The organism is Rhizobium acidisoli, assembly GCF_002531755.2.
GTDB classification, from domain to species: Bacteria; Pseudomonadota; Alphaproteobacteria; order Rhizobiales; family Rhizobiaceae; genus Rhizobium; species Rhizobium acidisoli.
In genome coordinates this window covers 3,597,092-3,613,994 of record NZ_CP034998.1, presented here as the reverse complement: position 1 = coordinate 3,613,994, position 16,903 = coordinate 3,597,092, and the positions used below count along the sequence as shown (strand labels likewise).

The window sequence follows — 16,903 nt, the reverse complement described above, 5'->3', positions numbered from 1 at the left end:
ATGACGGTTCACGAACATTTCCACACATCATAGCAAACACAGCAACACTCGAATTCCATAAAACCGGTCCCAGCCGATCCCATGCCTTTCGGCATTCCCAAAAGCTGGAGCCAGATCCTTGATAAAAAAGCTGAAAATCGGTGCCGCGCTGCTCGCCTGCCTGAGCCTTGCCGCCTGCTCGACCCCTGACCCGACGGTTTATGCCGGACTTGCTTCGGCATCGCAGCTCCAGCCGAACATTGCGGATAAAACCGGCCGCATGCCGTATCGTTACCAGACGAACGTCAACTGGAGCCAATACAGCAGGATCATCGTAGATCCCGTGACCGTCTATAACGGTCCAGACAATCAGTTCGGCAAGGTCCCTGAAAAAGACAAGGCTTTGCTGGCCAATTACATGCAGCAGCAGTTTACGGAAAAATTGAATACGCGCTTTGCAATCGTCAACGTCGCTGCTCCTGCAACACTCAGATTGCATCTGACGCTGACGGGCGCAAAGGCGACGACGGCGGTCCTCGGAACGGTCTCGCACATCGACGTCGCAGGTGGATTGTACAACACCGTCCAGGCCGCTCGCGGCCGCGAAGGCTCGATGACCGGTTCGGTGAATTATGCCGTTGAGATCTATGATGCGACGAGCAATCGCCTCCTGTCTTCCTACGTCACCAAACAATATCCCAATGCGATGAATATCGGCGCCAGCTTCTCGGCGATGGATGCCTCGATGGTGGGCGTCCGCAAGGGCGCCGACGCTCTCCTTGCCGAGTTGAAATAGGCTGCAGGCTCGGAAAGCGGCTGCGCAAAACAGTCAAGGACTGTTCAAGATGGCCGGGTACAGGGCGAGAGGCGCTGTATTCGGCCAGAGGCGCGTCAGTGGGAATGGGGCGGCAAGCGCAAGCCATGCGGCCGCCCATTCATCTCCCTCTCCCCAAATCGTGTGTTGGGAAGAAACCAGAGCGTTTCTCCGTCAAAAGACCGCCTGGCCGGCCATCAGCGCGAGAACCAGGAAGATCAGGAAGATCACCAGCGCGATGCCGAAGAGAACGCGGGCGATCGTCGCGGTGGCTGCCGAGACGCCGGAGAAACCGAAAAAGCCGGCGATGATCGAAATTACGAAAAATATCAGAGCCCATTTCAGCATGACGTCATCCTTTGCGGTTGCCTGAGAAAGACGCTGCAACGGGCAAATTGTTCCGGATCGTTTGGAGTGGAATGACGTTCTCTTCCAAAGCGCGCCGCATCGAATATGATTCATGCGACGCGCTTTAGCTCTTGTTTTGATGCATGTCGTTATCCCGGAACCGCTGCACGCTTCCGGGCGACATGCATCAGGAATACGGGTCTTTTCAAAGCCTGTCCGATCTGTTTGAAGAGACTGTCGATTGCCCCGTCGATGAAAGCTCGATCACCATGCCAGCTTTTCTGGATCAGCATACGTTTTCCGCCTATTTCGAAGTGATCATGATCAATCTCCTGCTGTCGGGAGACAATGTCATCGTCATCGGCATGGCTGCCGCTGGCCTCGTCAGCGAGCTGCGCGGCAAGGCAATCGCCGTCGGTATTGCGGCGGCTGCCGTCATCCGCATCGTCTTCGCGGTCATCGCCGCCAAGCTTCTGGCGATCACCGGCATCACGCTCGCCGGCGGCCTGATGCTGCTCTGGATCTGCTGGACGATGGGCCGCGAGCTCATATCGGGGGGCGCGGACGAGGCTCACGCCGGCGAAGCCGTCGCGCATATCAAGCCGAAACTCTTCCGGCAGGCGATTGGCCAGATCATCTTCGCCGACGTCTCGATGTCGCTCGACAATGTGCTCGCCGTCGCCGGAGCGGCGAAGGACAATATGAGCGCACTGATCTTCGGGCTGATCCTCTCGGTGCTGTTGATGGGCGTCGCGTCGAATTTCGTCGCCAGGCTGCTCAACCGCTTTCGGTGGATCGGTTGGTTCGGCCTTGCGATCATCGTCTATGTCGCGATCGACATGATCTGGAGCGGTGGCAGTCAATTGCTGGCACTTTATAACCACACAGCCTGAGATCCCCCGGGGCGAACCAATGCCGAAAACCCGCCTCCGCCGGCAACGACGGATCGTGGCGTCTGGGTCTCCCTCCGAATCCTGTTCTCAATTAAAGAGTTAGCGCATGATGCCATGAGAAACATCATGCTCTAACGAAGGTCAGCTGTGATTGATCATCACATGGCGCACGGCGGTGTAATCCTCCAGCGCGTAGGTCGACATGTCCTTGCCGTAGCCCGATTGTTTCAGACCGCCATGCGGCATTTCGTTGACCAGCATGAAATGCGTGTTGATCCAGGTGCAGCCATATTGCAGCCGGGCGGCCGTCTTCATGCCGCGGCCGATATCCTTGGTCCAGACCGAGGAGGCGAGGCCGTAATCGCTGTCGTTTGCCCAGGCGACGGCATCGTCGGCATCGGAAAAGCGAGTGACCGAGACGACCGGGCCGAAGACCTCGCGTCGGACGATCTCGTCGTCCTGCAGCGCGCCAGCAATGACCGTCGGGGTGAAGAAGAAGCCCTTGTCACCGGAGACCTTGCCGCCGGTGGTGACCTCCATGTGCTTGTGCTCGGAAGCGCGGGCGACGAAGCTTTCGACGCGGTCGCGCTGGCGCCTGGAGATCAGCGGGCCGATCTCGTTTTCGGTATCGTCGGCCTGGTTGAAGCGGATGCTCGATACTGCCGAGGAAAGATCGGCGACGAAATTGTCGTAGACCTTGGCATCGGCATAGATGCGGCAGGCGGCTGTGCAGTCCTGGCCGGCATTGTAATAGCCGAAGGTGCGGATGCCTGACACGACGGCGTCGATGTCGGCATCGTCGAAGACGATGACCGGGGCCTTGCCGCCGAGTTCCAGATGGGTGCGCTTGACCGTCTTGGCGGCGGCCTGCAGCACCTTTTTGCCGGTGGCGACATCGCCTGTGATCGAGACCATGCCGATCTTGGCATGGTTGATGAGGGCGTTGCCGACGCTTTCGCCGCGGCCGAGGATGACGTTGACGACGCCTTCGGGCAGGATGTCGGAGAGCAGCTTGGCCATCTTCAGTGCCGTCAGCGGCGTCTGCTCGGAAGGCTTGAAGACGACGGTATTGCCGCCGGCGATCGCCGGCGCCAGCTTCCAGGCCATCATCATCAGCGGATAGTTCCACGGCGCGATCGAGCCGACGATGCCGATCGGATCGCGGCGGATCATCGAGGTGTGGCCGGGCAGGTATTCGCCGGCGGCCGGGGCGTGCAGGTTGCGCACGGCGCCGGCGAAGAAGCGATAACAATCGACGATTGCCGGGATTTCGTCGTTCAGCACCGCATTGATCGGCTTGCCGCAGTTCAGCGCCTCCAGTGTGGCGAAGCCGGCGGCATCCTTCTCGATGGCGTCGGCGATCTTCAGGAGGTAGCCGGAACGTTCGCCCGGTGTCATCTGCGACCAGCTCCTGAAGGCTTTTTCGGCGGCATCGACGGCGGCGTCGACCTGGGAGAGCGAGGCCTCGGGCAGGTCGGTCACCGTCTCGCCGGTCTTCGGGTTCAGGATGTGCTCTTCCGTCTCCGTGCCGTTTTCGAAGCGGGAACCGATCAGCATCTGCGTATCCATGATGTTCTCCCTGTTATTTGCCGGCGCCGGCAATCTGGTCGCCGTCGCGGGTGAGGTAATAGGCTGCCAGGATCGGCAGAAAGGTGACGAGCACCACGAGCATGGCGACCACATTGGTGACGGGCCGCTGGCGCGGGCGGATCAGTTCTTCAAGCATCCAGATCGGCAAGGTCGATTGTTGGCCGCCGGTGAAGGTGGTGACGATGACCTCGTCGAAGGACAATGCGAAAGCCAGCATGCCGCCGGCGAGGAGGGCGGTGCCGATATTCGGCAGGATGACATGGCGGAAGGTCTGGAAGCCGTCGGCGCCGAGATCCATCGACGCCTCGATCAGCGAGCCGGAGGTGCGGCGGAAGCGGGCGACCGCATTGTTGTAGACGACGACCACGCAGAAGGTGGCGTGGCCGAGCACGATGGTCCAGACCGAGAAGGGAATGTCGAACAGACTGAAGGCGGATCGCAGCGCAATGCCGGTGATGATGCCGGGAAGCGCGATCGGCAGGATGACGAGCAGCGAGATCGCCTCGCGGCCGAAGAATTTCGTCTGGCTGACGGCCGCCGCGCAGAGTGTGCCGAGGATGAGTGCGATCGCCGTGGCGATGACGGCGACCTGCACGGAAAGGCCAAGCGCCGACCAGACGTCCGGCCGGTTCCAGGCGACAGCGAACCACTGCAGCGTCAGGCCGGGCGGCGGCCATTGATAGCTCTTCTCCTCGGTGGTGAAGGCATAGACGAAGATCAGCAGGATCGGCAGGTGCAGGAAGAGCAGCCCGCCGGCGGCAGCGATCTTCAAGGGCAGCGGCGACGTTTTGAGATCAGAGCGCATCGAAGGCTCCCAGTTTTTTGGCGAGCGACAGGTAAAGCGCCATGATGACGATCGGCACGACGGAGAAGGCGGCGGCGAGCGGCACGTTGCCGGCCGTTCCCTGCTGGGCATAGACGGCCTGGCCGATGAAGAGCCTGGACGAGCCGATGATTTGCGGGATGATGTAATCGCCCAATGTCAGCGAGAAGGTGAAGATCGAACCGGCGACGATGCCGGGGAGCGCCAAGGGCAGCAGCACGGTGCGGAAGGTCTGGCGCGGGGTGGCGCCGAGATCGGCCGAGGCCTCGATCAGGTTGCCTGGCACGCGTTCGAGGGCCGCCTGCGTCGGCAGGATCATATAGGGAAGCCAGATGTAGACGAAGACGATGAAGGTGCCGAGGTAGCTCACCGAGAGCGAATTGCCGCCGACGACCGGCAGATTGAGGATGCCGTCGAGCAGCCAGGAGAGATGCAGCCTCTCGAAGATCCAGGTGAGGATGCCTTCCTTGGCGAGGATCAGTTTCCAGGCGTAGATCTTGACGAGATAGCTCGACCAGAGCGGCAGCATGACGCCGAGATAAAAGAGCACCTTCCATTTGCCTTGGGCATAACGCGCCGCGTAGTAGGCGATCGGGAAGGCGATCAATGCGGAAGCGATGGTGACCAGCGCCGCCATCACGACTGTGCGGATGATGATGTCGAAATTCGTCGGGCTCAGAAGCTGGGCATAGGTCGCAAGGGTGAATTCGTAATTCACCAGGCCGGAAAAATCGTCGATGGAGAAGAAGCTCTGCAGCAGCAGGGCGATCAGCGAACCGATATAGATGATGCCGAGCCAAAGCAGCGGCGGCGTCAGCATCAGGAAGAGTAAGAGCTTCGGGTGCCGCCAGAAGGCATCCGACATCCGGCCGAAGAAACCGCTGCGTCCGGGAAGGATCGATGTCTTGGCGTTGGAGATGGTGAGTGCCGTCATGCCGCGTCGTCCATGTAGTGGATATCGGCAGGCTGCCAGGCGAGGCGGATGCCGGCGCCGACATCAGGCACAGGCGCGCCTGCCGGCAGCATCACATGCAGCCGGCTGCCCCTGAGATCGACGCCGAGACGGGTGGCGGCGCCGAGGAAGCTTGCATTTTCGATCGTCGCCTCGACGCCGTCGTTTGCCAGGTGGATCGCCTCGGGGCGCAGGCTCGCCCAGCGTTTCTCGCCGCCGAGCGAGGCCATCAAATCTGGTGCGATCACGTTCGAGGAGCCGACGAAATCGGCGACGAAGCGGGTCTTCGGGCGGCGGTAGATATCCTGCGGCGTGCCTTCCTGGACGATATTGCCATTGTTGAAGACGGCGACACGATCGGCCATGGACAGCGCCTCGCCCTGATCGTGCGTCACGAAGACGAAGGTGATGCCGAGCGCGCGCTGCAGGCTCTTCAATTCCTCCTGCATCTGCTCGCGCAGCTTCAGGTCCAGCGCACCGAGCGGCTCGTCGAGCAACAGCACCTTCGGCTTGTTGACGAGGGCGCGGGCAAGCGCCACACGCTGCCGCTGGCCGCCGGATAGCTGACCGGGCCGGCGGGCGCCGTAGCCCGGCAGCTTGACGAGTTCGAGGGCATCGCCCGCCGCCTTCATCCGCTCCGCATTGCCGATCCCCTTGACCATCAGCCCGTAGGCGACATTGTCGAGGATATTGAGATGCGGGAAGAGGGCGTAATCCTGAAACACGGTGTTGACGTTGCGGCGATAGGGCGGAACGCCGTCTGCCGTCTCGCCGAAGATCTGGATATGACCGGCGCTCGGCTGCTCAAAGCCGGCGATCAATCTCAGGCATGTCGTCTTGCCGGAGCCGGACGGACCGAGCATGGCGAAGAATTCGCCGGGCGCGATCTCAAGATCGACGCCGTCGACGGCGCGAACCTGGCCGAAATGGCGCGATACCTGCTGGAAGCGGACGGCTGAGGTCATTGGGAACTCCGGATCACTATGTTCTGCAGTGTCGGCCCCTCATCCGCCCTGCCTCGTGGCGCTGCTTTCGTTCACAGGGCTTGTCGCAGGGCACGTCCCCTCTCCCCGCAAGCGGGGAGAGGGTTAGGGTGAGGGGCTTGACGCAATTACCGTCCGCCGATCACGCCGATATAATCCGACACCCAGCGATGATAGGGTACGCATTCGCTCTGCGTCGTGCACTTGGCGACCGGGGTTTTCCAGAACTTGATCTTGTCGAAGTGATCGAAGCCGTTGGTGGCGCAGCCGGCATCGCCCATCAGTTCGTTGCCCTTGCAGGCGGCGGGAACCGAGGGCACGGCGCCGAACCAGGCGGCGGCGTCGCCCTGGACCTTGGCCTGCAGCGAATGTTCCATCCACATATAGGCGCAGTTCGGATGTTCGCTGTCGACGTGCAGCATGGTGGTGTCGGCCCAGCCCGTGACGCCTTCATCCGGGAATGTGGAAGCGATCTTCTGCTTGTCGGCCTGCAGTAGGTTGACCTGGAAGGGCCAGGAGCCGGAGGCGACGACACCTTCGTTCTTGAAGTCGTCGATCTGAATCATTGCATCGTGCCAATAGCGGGAGACGAGCTTGCGCTGGCCGCGCAGCAGGTCGAGGGCCGCCTTGTACTGGTCTTCGGTCAGTTCGTAAGGGTCCTTGATGCCGAGATCCGGCTTGTGAGCCATAAGATACAGGGCGGCGTCGGCGATATAGATCGCGCCGTCATAGGCCTGGACGCGGCCTTTGTTCGACTTGCCGTCGGGCAGGGTCTGCTCCTCGAAGACGACATTCCAGCTGGTCGGCGCCTCGTCCTTGAAGGTATCGGTATTATACATCAGCACATTCGGCCCCCAGAGATAGGGCACGCCGTAGTGCACGTCGCCGACCGTATACCATGGGCCTTTCTGCAGGCGCTCGTCGACCGTCTTGAAACTCGGGATCAGATCGGTGTTGATCGGCTGGACACGCTTGCCGGCGATGAGGCGCAGCGACGCGTCGCCCGATGCGGTGACGAGGTCGAAGCCGCCCTCGTTCATCAGCGAAACCATTTCATCCGAGGTGGCGGCGGTCTTGACGGAGACCTTGCAGCCGGTCTCCTTTTCGAAATCGCTCACCCAGTCGTAGTTCTTATCGGTTTCGCCGCGTTCGATATAGCCGGCCCAGGCGACAATGCTGACCGCTCCTTCGCCCTTGCCGAGCGCCTTCAGCGGTTCGGCGGCAATCACCTGCGTCGCGAAGCTCAGGCAGGCGAGCGCTGCCGTGCAGGATTTCAAGCGATTGATCATCATCCGTCTCCCGGTCTGTGCCACTTTCCGTGGCGGTTTGTTCCCTAGGAAGAAGGTGACGCGAAAAGGCCGCTTTCGCAAATTCATTTATCAGAAAGGCGTTATCGGAAATTCCGATATCAGCGGATGCGGCCGGACCGCAGACTCTCGGCGATGCCGACGAAATCGCGTGCCGCCTGCGGCAGGCTGGAGCCCTTGCGCCAGACCATGCCGACCTGGACGACTGGCAGCGATCCGGAGACGTCGCGGCTTTCGATCCGGTCGCCTTCGAGCGACCATGGACGGTAGACAAGGTCGGGAAGCAGCGCCACGCCGGCGCCTGTCGCCACCAGGCTGCGCACCGCCTCCACCGAGCGGGTGCGGAAGGCGACGTGCGGACGGGCGCCGAGGGCCGAGAGCAGCTTGCCGGTATTCTCCTCGATTTCGTCGACGGTCAGCATGATCAGCGGTTCGCGGGCGATGTCGGCGACGGAGATGATGTCGGCCGATACCAGCGGATGGCCCATCGGCAGCCAGAGCCGATAGGGCGAGGTTTCGAGGATCTCGGCCTGCAGCGCCATGCGGTCGCGCAGGTTCGAGATCACCATGACGGCTACGTCGAGTTCGCCGCCGACGAGGAGATGTTCGAGGTAACCGCCATTGTCCTCGATGGCGCTGACCTCGATGCCCGGGCAGGCACGCCGGTATCGCGCCAGGAGGTCGGAGAGCACATAGCCGGCGACAAGCGAGGTGACGCCGATGTTCAGCGTGCCGGAAAGCGCGCTTTGCTGGCCGGAGAAGCTGGTGCGCGCATCGGAGACGGAGGCGAGAATCTTCGTCGCGTGACGCAGGAACTGGTGGCCGTTATGGGTGATCGTCAGGCCGCGCGGATGGCGCTCGAAGAGCGCAACGCCGAGGTCGGTTTCGAGTTCTTTCAGCGCCTCCGTCACCGAGGATTGCGAGATCGACAGGTTCTGTGCGGCGCGCGTTACCGAGCCCTGTTCGGCGACGGCGACAAAATATTGAACCTGGCGAAGCGTGAAGGCCATCAGCGTTTAGAGCATGGCGAAACAGGCCGTGGCAAGCGGCTGAAAAAAGCGGACCTTTTTTGGTCTTTTCTCAAAATGGCGCAGGCTTCGCACCCTCACTTAAACTTTCGGAAACGTCATTTCCTTAGCATTATCAGCACTTGTCCTGCGTTGGAGTTTCAGATGGCGGAGCAGTTGGCGTGAAGGCCTTACTGCGCATGTTCCGGCCTTCCCGGAAATTGGCAATCATCATCGGTGGAGTCGCTCTTCTGGCGGGCGTTTCCGGCGGCGCGGCCGTTTATGTCGGCAAGGACAGGCTGATCGGTGCCGCCGGTGGTGGCTACGGGCTCGAATGCAGCGACGTCAATCTGGTGACGATCCGGAAGCAGAACCACATCTGGGTGCGCAAATACATCAAGACCGAACCGACCGACGGGATGACCCGCGTCAGGACCGCGCTGCGTGTCGCGCAGGCCGTTTATGCCGCGCAGAAGCCGGATCTGGTCCAGGTGGTGGTGCTCGACGAGAATGGCCCGACATTGCGCGCCGACATCCGTGGCCGGGCAATTGGCGCCGATGTCGTCTATATCCCGCATCCCGACAAGACCGTTCCCGGCCTCGACGACAAGTCCTATACCGCGCGCTACTATGACGGCAGGGCCAGCGAAAACGGGCTGTTCTTCGGTGAGCGGATCGATCTGCCGGTGGATGAGATCGCCATGATCAGCGCCGGTTTCAAGGATCCCGAGGATTGCGTCGACCCGGTCGCGGTCGGCTCGACCAAGAGTGAGGAAAAGGGCAAGAAGGCCTCAGGCGGCGCACATGGCGCAGCACCGGCGGCCGAAAGCGAAACGGCGCCTGCCGCCGAGGGCGCCGGCACCGACGTGGTGGCCGAGGCACCGGCCGAAGAACCGCCGGCAGAAGCGCCAAAGACCCACTGAACGAACGGCATAAAAATGCGGAGCGCCGGCCGGCACTCCGCTTATGTTGTTTTGACGTCTATTCCCGTCAGTCGGCCTTGTTGCGGCGGGCCGGGAAGAGGATGACGTCGCGGATCGACGGGGCGTTGGTCAAAAGCATGATCAGGCGGTCGACGCCGATGCCGAGGCCGCCGGCCGGCGGCATGCCCTGGTCGATCGCGTCGAGGAATTCCTCGTCCAGCTGCTTTTCCTTTTCGCCGCGGGCATGCGCCTGTTCGAGCTGCTCGACCATGCGGCGGCGCTGCTCTTCGGGATCGTTGAGTTCGGAGAAGGCGTTGCCGAGTTCCCAGGCGTTGCAATAAGTCTCGAAGCGCTCGACGAGCCGCGGTTCGCCCGGCACTTCCTTGGCGAAGGGTGAAATGTCCTTCGGGAAATGCGTAACGTGAGACGGCTGGATCAATGTCGATTCAACCTTTTCCTCGAAGATGAAGGCAAGGCACTCGCCCCAGGTCCAATCCTTCTCGACAGCGAAGCCGGCAGCCTTGGCGGCGGCACGGGCTTCCTCGTCGGTCTTGATCGCAAGGAAATCGATGCCGGTCACCTGCTTGACGGCGTCAGGCATCGGTACGCGCTTGAACGGACCCTTGAAGGACAGCTGCTTGTCGCCGAAATCGAATTCGGTGGTGCCATGGATGGAGAGCGCCAGGGTTTCGAACAGCCGCTCGACAAGGTCCATCATGTCCTCGTAATCGGCATAGGCCCAATAACACTCCATCATCGTGAATTCGGGATTGTGCCGGGTGGAGACGCCTTCGTTACGGAAGTTCCGGTTGATCTCGAAGACCTTGTCGGTAAGACCGGAGACCAGCGTGCGCTTCAGGAACAGTTCCGGCGCGATGCGCAGATACATGTCGAGCTTCAGCGTGTTGTGATGCGTCTTGAACGGCTCGGCGGTGGCGCCGCCATAGATCGATTGCAGCATCGGCGTCTCGACTTCCATGAAGCCGTCATTCTCCATGAAGCGGCGGATGCCGGAGACGATCTTCGAGCGCTGCTGAAAGCGAAGCTTCGAATCCTCGTTGGTCATAATGTCGAGATGGCGCTTGCGATACCGCAGCTCGATGTCGGAGAGGCCGTGCCACTTCTCGGGCATCGGCAGCAGCGACTTGGTCAGCATCTCGATCTTCTGGGCGTTGATCGTCAGCTCGCCGCGCTTGGTGCGGCGCACGATGCCGGTGACGCCGATGATATCGCCGATGTCGATCATCGGCAGCAAAGCGCGGGCCTCTTCCGGCGTCGTGTCCTTGTGGCTGAAGATCTGGATCTTGCCGGAGGCGTCATGGATATCCATGAACATGCCGGAGTTGCGCGAGGAATAGACGCGGCCGGCGACGGTGACGACATCCTGCGTCTCGACGTCGGGCTCCAGAGATTCGTACTTGGCGCCAAGCTCGGCATTGGTCAGCGTCCGGTGGAAATGCGCCGGATAGACGTCGCCGATCTGCTCGCGCAGCAGCTTCAGCTTCTGGGCGCGCACCTCCGTCACGTCGGAGGAAAGGGTGTTTTCGGTCTTGTCGTTCATGTCATTCGCCTCATCGATGCGGCACGAATTCTAAATCAATGGTTCCGCGGTTCGAAGCGCGGCGGCTGGCTCGGCCTGACCCTCCCCACAAAGGGGAGGGCTTCGGCTGTCATTTCGAGCCGACGAGGGCGGCGACGGCCTGGGCGGCGAGCTTCAGGCGCTGGCGCACGACGGAGCGGCCGAGGATCGCCATGGAATCGAAGAGCGGCAGCGAACGCGACGAGCCTGATACGGCGACGAAGAGCGGCGAGACCACGACCTTCAGCTTCTTGCCCATGCGGTCTGCGATGGCGCGCAGCTCCGCCTCGATCGTCTCGACATTCCATTCCAAAATCTTTTCCAGATCCGGCTGAACGGTGTTGAGGATCTCCAGGATCTCCTCCGGCGGAGACTTGATCTTGGCGAAGTCGGACGGCTGCAGGCCGAGATCGGACTTCAGCAGGAAGCCAGCGAGATCGGGCAGCTCGCCGAGCTTGGAAATGCGCGTCTGCGACAGGCGGAGACCCGCCTTCAGGCGGTCGTTTTCCATCGCCCAGCTGAGCACCCGCGCCTGGAATTCCTCTTCGGACAGTTTCTCGCGGATCCAGCGGCCGTTCAGCCAGTCGAGCTTCTGGATGTCGAAGATCGCGCCGGCCTTCGAAAGGTTTTCCGGGTCGAACTTTTCCGACAGCTCGTCCATCGTCAACAGCTCTTCGCCTTCGGCGATCTGGATGAAGAACAGGCCGAGAAAGTTCATCAGTGCCTCGGGGATATAACCGAGCGCGGAATAATAGGAGATCGAGGTCGGGTTCTTGCGCTTCGACAGCTTCGACTTGTCGGCATTGCGCATCAGCGACAGATGCATGAAGACCGGTTGGTCCCAGCCGAAATAGCGATAGAGCAGGATGTGCTTCGGCACCGAAGCCAGCCATTCCTCGCCGCGCGCCACATGGGTGATCTTCATCAGATGGTCGTCGATGACGTTGGCCATGTGATAGGTCGGCATGCCGTCGGCCTTGATCAGCACCTGCATGTCGACCGAATCCCAGGGGATGGAGACATCGCCGTAGACGCCGTCGGTGAAGTCGCAGGAGCCCTCAGTCGGGATCTTCATGCGAATGACGGTCGTCTCGCCGGCTGCCATGCGCGAGGTCACTTCCTCTGCCGTCAGGCTGAGGCAGAGGCCGTCATATTTCGGCGGCTTGCCGGCGGCGCGCTGCGCCTCGCGCATCTGTTCGAGACGCGCGGGCGTGCAGAAACAGCGGAAGGCGTGGCCCTTGTCCAGCAGTTCCTCCGCGTAAGGCTGGTACATCGGCTTGCGGTCGGACTGGCGGTAGGGGCCGTAGGGACCGCCGATATCAGGGCCTTCCTTCCATTCCAGCCCGCACCATTTCAGGGCGTCCAATACCTTGGTCTCGAATTCCGGGGTCGAGCGCGTCGCGTCGGTATCCTCGATGCGCAAGATGAACTCGCCGCCGTGCTTCTTGGCGAAAAGGTAGTTGAAGAGAGCGATGTAAGCGGTGCCGACATGCGGCTCGCCGGTCGGCGAGGGAGCGATGCGGACGCGGACGCCGGAAGTTGTCATTGGTATGGCCCGTCAATGAACGCCGGACGGCTTTCCGGGGAAAGCGACGTTCGGCCGAAGGATGCAGATATCTTCATCGGCAAACCGGCCGAAAAAGGGCATCCGCCCGCACTATCCGCCGATCGTCCGTTCGGCTGGCCTTAGGCCATATTCAACCGGGCGCGTCAAGAAAAACCACGTCTGCAAAGGCCCGAGGGCGGTGAGGGACGGCGCACCGGTTGCGGCGCGCCGTCCCGCTTCGGTCTCAGTGGGCGCCGTCGCGTTTCCGGTTGCGGGCGTTGCGCGCGATCATGTTGAGCACCTCGACCGCTGCCGAGAAGGCCATGGCGGCGTAGATGTAGCCCTTCGGCACATGGAAGCCCATGCCTTCGGCGATCAGCGTCGTGCCGATCATCAGCAGAAAGGCGAGTGCCAGCATGACAATCGTCGGGTTCCTCTCGATGAAGTTGGCAAGCGGGTTTGCGGCAACCAGCATGACGGTGACGGCGGCGATGACGGCGATCACCATGATCGGCAGATGCGGCGTCATGCCGACGGCGGTGATGATGCTGTCGACCGAGAAGACGAGGTCGAGCAGCAGGATCTGGCCGATCGCCGATGCAAAGCCGGTGGTGACGGATTTCGCGATGAAATCCTCCTGATGGTCGATCGGGTCGACGGTGTGGTGAATTTCCTTGGTGGCTTTCCAGACGAGGAACAGGCCGCCGGCGATCAGGATCAGATCCTTCCAGGAGAAGCCGTGTCCGAAAGCCGTAAACAGCGGTTCGGTCAACTGCACGATCCAGGCGACGGTGCCGAGAAGAGCCAGGCGCATGACCAGCGCAAGACCGATACCGATCTTGCGGGCCCTCTCCCGGTGCTCGGGCGGCAATTTGTTGGTGAGAATGGAAATGAAGATCAGGTTGTCGATCCCGAGAACGACTTCCATCACCACCAGCGTGATGAGCGCCACCCAGGCGGCCGGATCCTGAATGAGCGTCATGATTTCCTGCATCAGCGTATACCTCTTTGCGTCACATGATGAATGACGCGCGCAATGTAATGTCGACGGCCTGCCACGCAAGCGCCGCAAGGGGGTATACGCAATCGATGTGACTTTTATTCCCTAGAACAGGGTGTCATGAGAAAACCGCTCACACTTTTCGGCGTCATGCTTTGATCGGCAACCAGATTTCGGTGATGCCCATGCCGGTATAGGGGTCGAAGCGCTCGTCGTAGCGTTCGAACATGTCGGGCGTCTCGCCGTGCTCCAGGCCGGAGGTCGGCCACCATGTGCCGAAAATCCGGTGCATGGTCGCGGGAATGCCGGAGACATGGCCGCGATGAGTGAAGACGACGTAGCGCTGGCCTGGAAGCTTGAGGGTTGCAAAGTCCGCCGGCAGATCACCGGCATCGGAGATCTCGACCGCGGCCATATAGCGGAATTTCTCCGCTTCGCCGTCGATATGCATGCAGATGCCGTAGGCGACGTTGCCTTTCTGGCCCGATATATGGCCGAAATGGGCATTGAACTTCTGCCAGAGCGAGGGAATGGCGGCATTGCCGCCATAGGGGTAGATCTCCTGCAGGCCGGCAAAGAGCATCGGCTGAAGGCTTTCGAAGCGGGGCGGTTCGAGGTCGTTGAGGTGGGCGGGGTCCATTCTGATCGGCTCCAGCAAGACAAGGTTACGGGCGTGCCCCTGCCGGCGCACCGCATCCGGCGTCATGCCGAACTGGTCGCGGAAGGCACGGGTGAAAGCTTCGTGCGAGCCGTAGCCCGCGCAAAGCGCAACCTCGAGAATGGTGGATGAGCCGCTAACAAGCGCGGGCAAGGCGCGGCTGAGGCGCCGGCCTCTGATATAGCCGCTGATCGAGTGGCCGGTGACGAGCCCGAAGACGCGTGACAGATGGTAACGCGACAATCCGGCTGCTTCCGATATCTCTTCCAGCGATAGATCGCTTTCGAAATGGCTCTCTATGAACCATATCGCCCGTGCGATGGCGCTCATCCTTACTCCCCTGGTTACCGCTCCTTTTTAGAGAAATGCCGGCAGCCGGGTTTGATCGTTGTTGCGGAGTTTCGGCCGGTCGGGAGCGGCCGTCAAGGATGCGATCAGGCGCTCTCGTGCCGGCGCGCGCCGTAGGCGGCCATGAAGACCCGGATCGCGCCGCGAATGACGCGCTCGATTTCGTCGCGATGCGGCGGCTCTTCCATGCTTCCGAACAGACGGAGCTTGAAGAAACTGCCGCTGGCGAGGTCGAGAAACTGGCCGGCAGCCAGATCGATATCGTCGATCTCGAGCCTGCCTTCGGTGATCTGCCGTTCGAGGAAATCGCGCATGATGGTGCGCAGGTTTTCCGGGCCTTTGAAGAAGCGTTGACAGAGCACCGGCATGCGGTCGCGCACGCCGAGAACGGTGCGCATGGCGTTGATGACCTTTTCATCGGTCATATGGGTGACGAAGCTGATCCCGAATTCGTACAGGCCGGCTTCCGGATCGTCATGTTCGGCAAGGGCTGTCCGCACGGCCGCCACGAAGGCGGCGCGTTCGGCCTCGATCATCGCCGAAAACAGTTCTTCCTTGTTGGTGAAATAGACGTAGAGCGTGCCCTTGGAGACGCCGGCTTCGCGCGTCACGTCGTTCATGCTGGCGGCGTCGAAGCCCATCTTCATGAAGACACGCTTGGCGCCGGCGAGAATCTGCTGGCGCTTGGCCGGGTCTTCGCCCGCGGCAAACCTGCCTCCGCCAACGGGAGGGCTGAAGACGGCGGCGTGGTCGGGTTTCAACGTCATATCTCTATTAACCGTGTTCACGGTTTCGCATTTTCTTTAAAGAAATCGAACCGATTGGTTCTATACATCTTGATATGACGATAAAACAGGTTTAAGTCAACTGAACCGAACCGTTCAGTTCGATTATTTACTCCAAGATCGGTAAAGTGGTCATGTCGAGCAACCAGAAAAGCAACGTCGCGCGGATTGTCAGCGAAAACGCCGAAGCCGGAGAGGCAAAGGCCGAAGTCGCGACCGTTGCCGAAGCTCCGATGGCGGAAGCCCTGGAAAAGCCGTCTGCGCCTGCGCAGTCGGCGCCGGCTTCAGCTCCGGTCGCTGCACCTGCAGCTCCGAAGAAGCGCCGCAGCCCGGTACTTCCGATCGTCGCTCTCGCCATTCTGGCGGGTGGCGGCTGGTATGGTTACGAATGGTGGACGAACGGCCGCTTCATGGTGTCGACAGACGACGCCTATATCGAGGGCGATATTGCAACCATATCGCCGAAGGTCACGGGCTACGTCGCTAGGGTGAATGTGGTCGCCAACCAGGAAGTCAAAGCGGGCGACGTGCTTGCCACGCTTGATAACGGCGACTATCAGAACGCCCTCGATCAGGCGCAGGCCCAGATCGCCACCGAACAGCTTTCGCTGCAGCGCATCGACGCGCAGATCGAAGGCGCCAATGCCAGCCTCGTACAGGCGCGGGCGCAAAAGGTGGCACTCGAAGCGGCCGTTCGCGGTGCCGAGATCACCCAGAAGCGCCAGAGCGAGCTGCAGGCGAAGTCGGTCGGCACTGCCGCCGATCTCGACAATGCCAATATCGCGCTCGACCAGGCCAAGGCCAATCTTGCCGGCGGCGACGCCAATATCACCGCCGCTCAGGCCAACATCACCATCCTCCAGGCGCAGCGCAAGGAGGCCGAAGGTTCGGTCCGGTCGCTGGAAATTTCGCGCGACAAGGCCGCCCGCGACCTCTCCTTCACCGTGCTCAAGGCGCCTTATGACGGCATCGTCGGCAACCGCTCGGTCCAGGAAGGCGATCTCGTTTCGCCGGGCCAGCGCCTGATGGCGCTCGTTCCGGTGCGTGAGCTCTATATCGACGCCAACTTCAAGGAAACGCAGATCCAGCATCTGGTTGCGGGCTCGAAGGTCAACGTCCATGTCGATGCCTATAGCGACCATCCTGTTGTCGGCACCGTCGAGTCCATCTCGCCGGCGTCCGGTTCGGTGTTCTCGCTGCTGCCGCCGGAAAATGCGACAGGCAATTTCACCAAGGTGATCCAGCGCGTGCCGGTGCGCATAGCGCTGCCGCAGGACGCGCTCGACAGCGGGCGTCTGCGCGCGGGCCTCAGCGTCGTCGTCGACGTCGATACCCGCACGGCGCCGAGCAAGTAAGCCTTTAGACAAG

Annotated in this window: 16 protein-coding genes; 4 read left to right on the top strand and 12 right to left on the bottom strand. The window is 61.4% G+C overall.

The window, feature by feature from the left end:
- Positions 1 to 118: 118 nt before the first annotated feature.
- Positions 119 to 775 (top strand): DUF3313 domain-containing protein, encoded by a 657-nt coding sequence (locus CO657_RS17640; protein ID WP_054184170.1) that lies wholly within the window; start codon positions 119 to 121, stop codon positions 773 to 775.
- A 192-nt stretch (positions 776 to 967) separates the two neighbouring features.
- Here CO657_RS17640 and CO657_RS17635 read toward each other — a convergent pair whose 3' ends face one another.
- A complete protein-coding gene (locus CO657_RS17635; RefSeq protein WP_003590176.1) occupies positions 968 to 1,141 on the bottom strand; it encodes a DUF1328 domain-containing protein in 174 nt (57 codons plus the stop codon).
- A 269-nt stretch (positions 1,142 to 1,410) separates the two neighbouring features.
- Between CO657_RS17635 and CO657_RS17630 the strand changes: the two genes are divergently transcribed.
- Entirely contained in the window at positions 1,411 to 2,034 is a 624-nt protein-coding gene (locus tag CO657_RS17630) for a YjbE family putative metal transport protein (protein ID WP_054184221.1), read from the top strand.
- A gap of 141 nt (positions 2,035 to 2,175) precedes the next feature.
- Here CO657_RS17630 and CO657_RS17625 read toward each other — a convergent pair whose 3' ends face one another.
- The 6 genes from CO657_RS17625 to CO657_RS17600 form a co-directional block, all read right to left on the bottom strand.
- Positions 2,176 to 3,603 carry a gamma-aminobutyraldehyde dehydrogenase gene (locus tag CO657_RS17625; RefSeq protein WP_054184171.1) on the bottom strand — a complete coding sequence of 476 codons (1,428 nt, stop codon included), beginning with the start codon at positions 3,601 to 3,603 and terminating at the stop codon, positions 2,176 to 2,178.
- A 13-nt stretch (positions 3,604 to 3,616) separates the two neighbouring features.
- Positions 3,617 to 4,429 carry an ABC transporter permease gene (locus tag CO657_RS17620; protein WP_054184172.1) on the bottom strand — a complete coding sequence of 271 codons (813 nt, stop codon included), beginning with the start codon at positions 4,427 to 4,429 and terminating at the stop codon, positions 3,617 to 3,619.
- A complete protein-coding gene (locus CO657_RS17615; protein ID WP_012559007.1) occupies positions 4,419 to 5,381 on the bottom strand; it encodes an ABC transporter permease in 963 nt (320 codons plus the stop codon). Before CO657_RS17615 ends, CO657_RS17620 begins: the two co-directional genes overlap by 11 nt.
- Positions 5,378 to 6,364 carry an ABC transporter ATP-binding protein gene (locus CO657_RS17610; RefSeq protein ID WP_054184173.1) on the bottom strand — a complete coding sequence of 329 codons (987 nt, stop codon included), beginning with the start codon at positions 6,362 to 6,364 and terminating at the stop codon, positions 5,378 to 5,380. Before CO657_RS17610 ends, CO657_RS17615 begins: the two co-directional genes overlap by 4 nt.
- 146 nt (positions 6,365 to 6,510) lie before the next feature.
- Positions 6,511 to 7,671 (bottom strand): ABC transporter substrate-binding protein, encoded by a 1,161-nt coding sequence (locus CO657_RS17605; RefSeq protein WP_054184174.1) that lies wholly within the window; start codon positions 7,669 to 7,671, stop codon positions 6,511 to 6,513.
- Between the two features lie 119 nt (positions 7,672 to 7,790).
- Complete coding sequence (locus CO657_RS17600; protein WP_017995223.1) at positions 7,791 to 8,699, bottom strand: LysR family transcriptional regulator; 909 nt, start codon at positions 8,697 to 8,699, stop codon at positions 7,791 to 7,793.
- A 179-nt stretch (positions 8,700 to 8,878) separates the two neighbouring features.
- Here CO657_RS17600 and CO657_RS17590 point away from each other — a divergent pair, with 179 nt between their 5' ends.
- Positions 8,879 to 9,619 (top strand): hypothetical protein, encoded by a 741-nt coding sequence (locus CO657_RS17590; RefSeq protein ID WP_054184175.1) that lies wholly within the window; start codon positions 8,879 to 8,881, stop codon positions 9,617 to 9,619.
- Between the two features lie 67 nt (positions 9,620 to 9,686).
- On the opposite strand, the gene lysS is transcribed toward CO657_RS17590, so the two are convergent.
- The 5 genes from lysS to CO657_RS17565 form a co-directional block, all read right to left on the bottom strand.
- A complete protein-coding gene (lysS, locus tag CO657_RS17585) occupies positions 9,687 to 11,180 on the bottom strand; it encodes a lysine--tRNA ligase (protein ID WP_003590188.1) in 1,494 nt (497 codons plus the stop codon).
- 109 nt (positions 11,181 to 11,289) lie between these two features.
- Complete coding sequence (gltX, locus tag CO657_RS17580; RefSeq protein WP_054184176.1) at positions 11,290 to 12,744, bottom strand: glutamate--tRNA ligase; 1,455 nt, start codon at positions 12,742 to 12,744, stop codon at positions 11,290 to 11,292.
- Between the two features lie 244 nt (positions 12,745 to 12,988).
- On the bottom strand, positions 12,989 to 13,738 hold the full coding sequence (locus tag CO657_RS17575) for a TerC family protein (RefSeq protein WP_054184177.1): 750 nt from the start codon (positions 13,736 to 13,738) through the stop codon (positions 12,989 to 12,991).
- A 154-nt stretch (positions 13,739 to 13,892) separates the two neighbouring features.
- Positions 13,893 to 14,732: an AraC family transcriptional regulator gene (locus tag CO657_RS17570; RefSeq protein WP_054184178.1), complete on the bottom strand. Its 840-nt coding sequence runs from the start codon at positions 14,730 to 14,732 to the stop codon at positions 13,893 to 13,895.
- Positions 14,733 to 14,836: 104 nt separating this feature from the next.
- Entirely contained in the window at positions 14,837 to 15,517 is a 681-nt protein-coding gene (locus tag CO657_RS17565; protein ID WP_003590194.1) for a TetR/AcrR family transcriptional regulator, read from the bottom strand.
- 152 nt (positions 15,518 to 15,669) lie between these two features.
- On the opposite strand from CO657_RS17565, the gene CO657_RS17560 reads away from it, so the two are divergent.
- Positions 15,670 to 16,890: an HlyD family secretion protein gene (locus CO657_RS17560; protein WP_054184179.1), complete on the top strand. Its 1,221-nt coding sequence runs from the start codon at positions 15,670 to 15,672 to the stop codon at positions 16,888 to 16,890.
- Positions 16,891 to 16,903 lie beyond the last annotated feature (13 nt).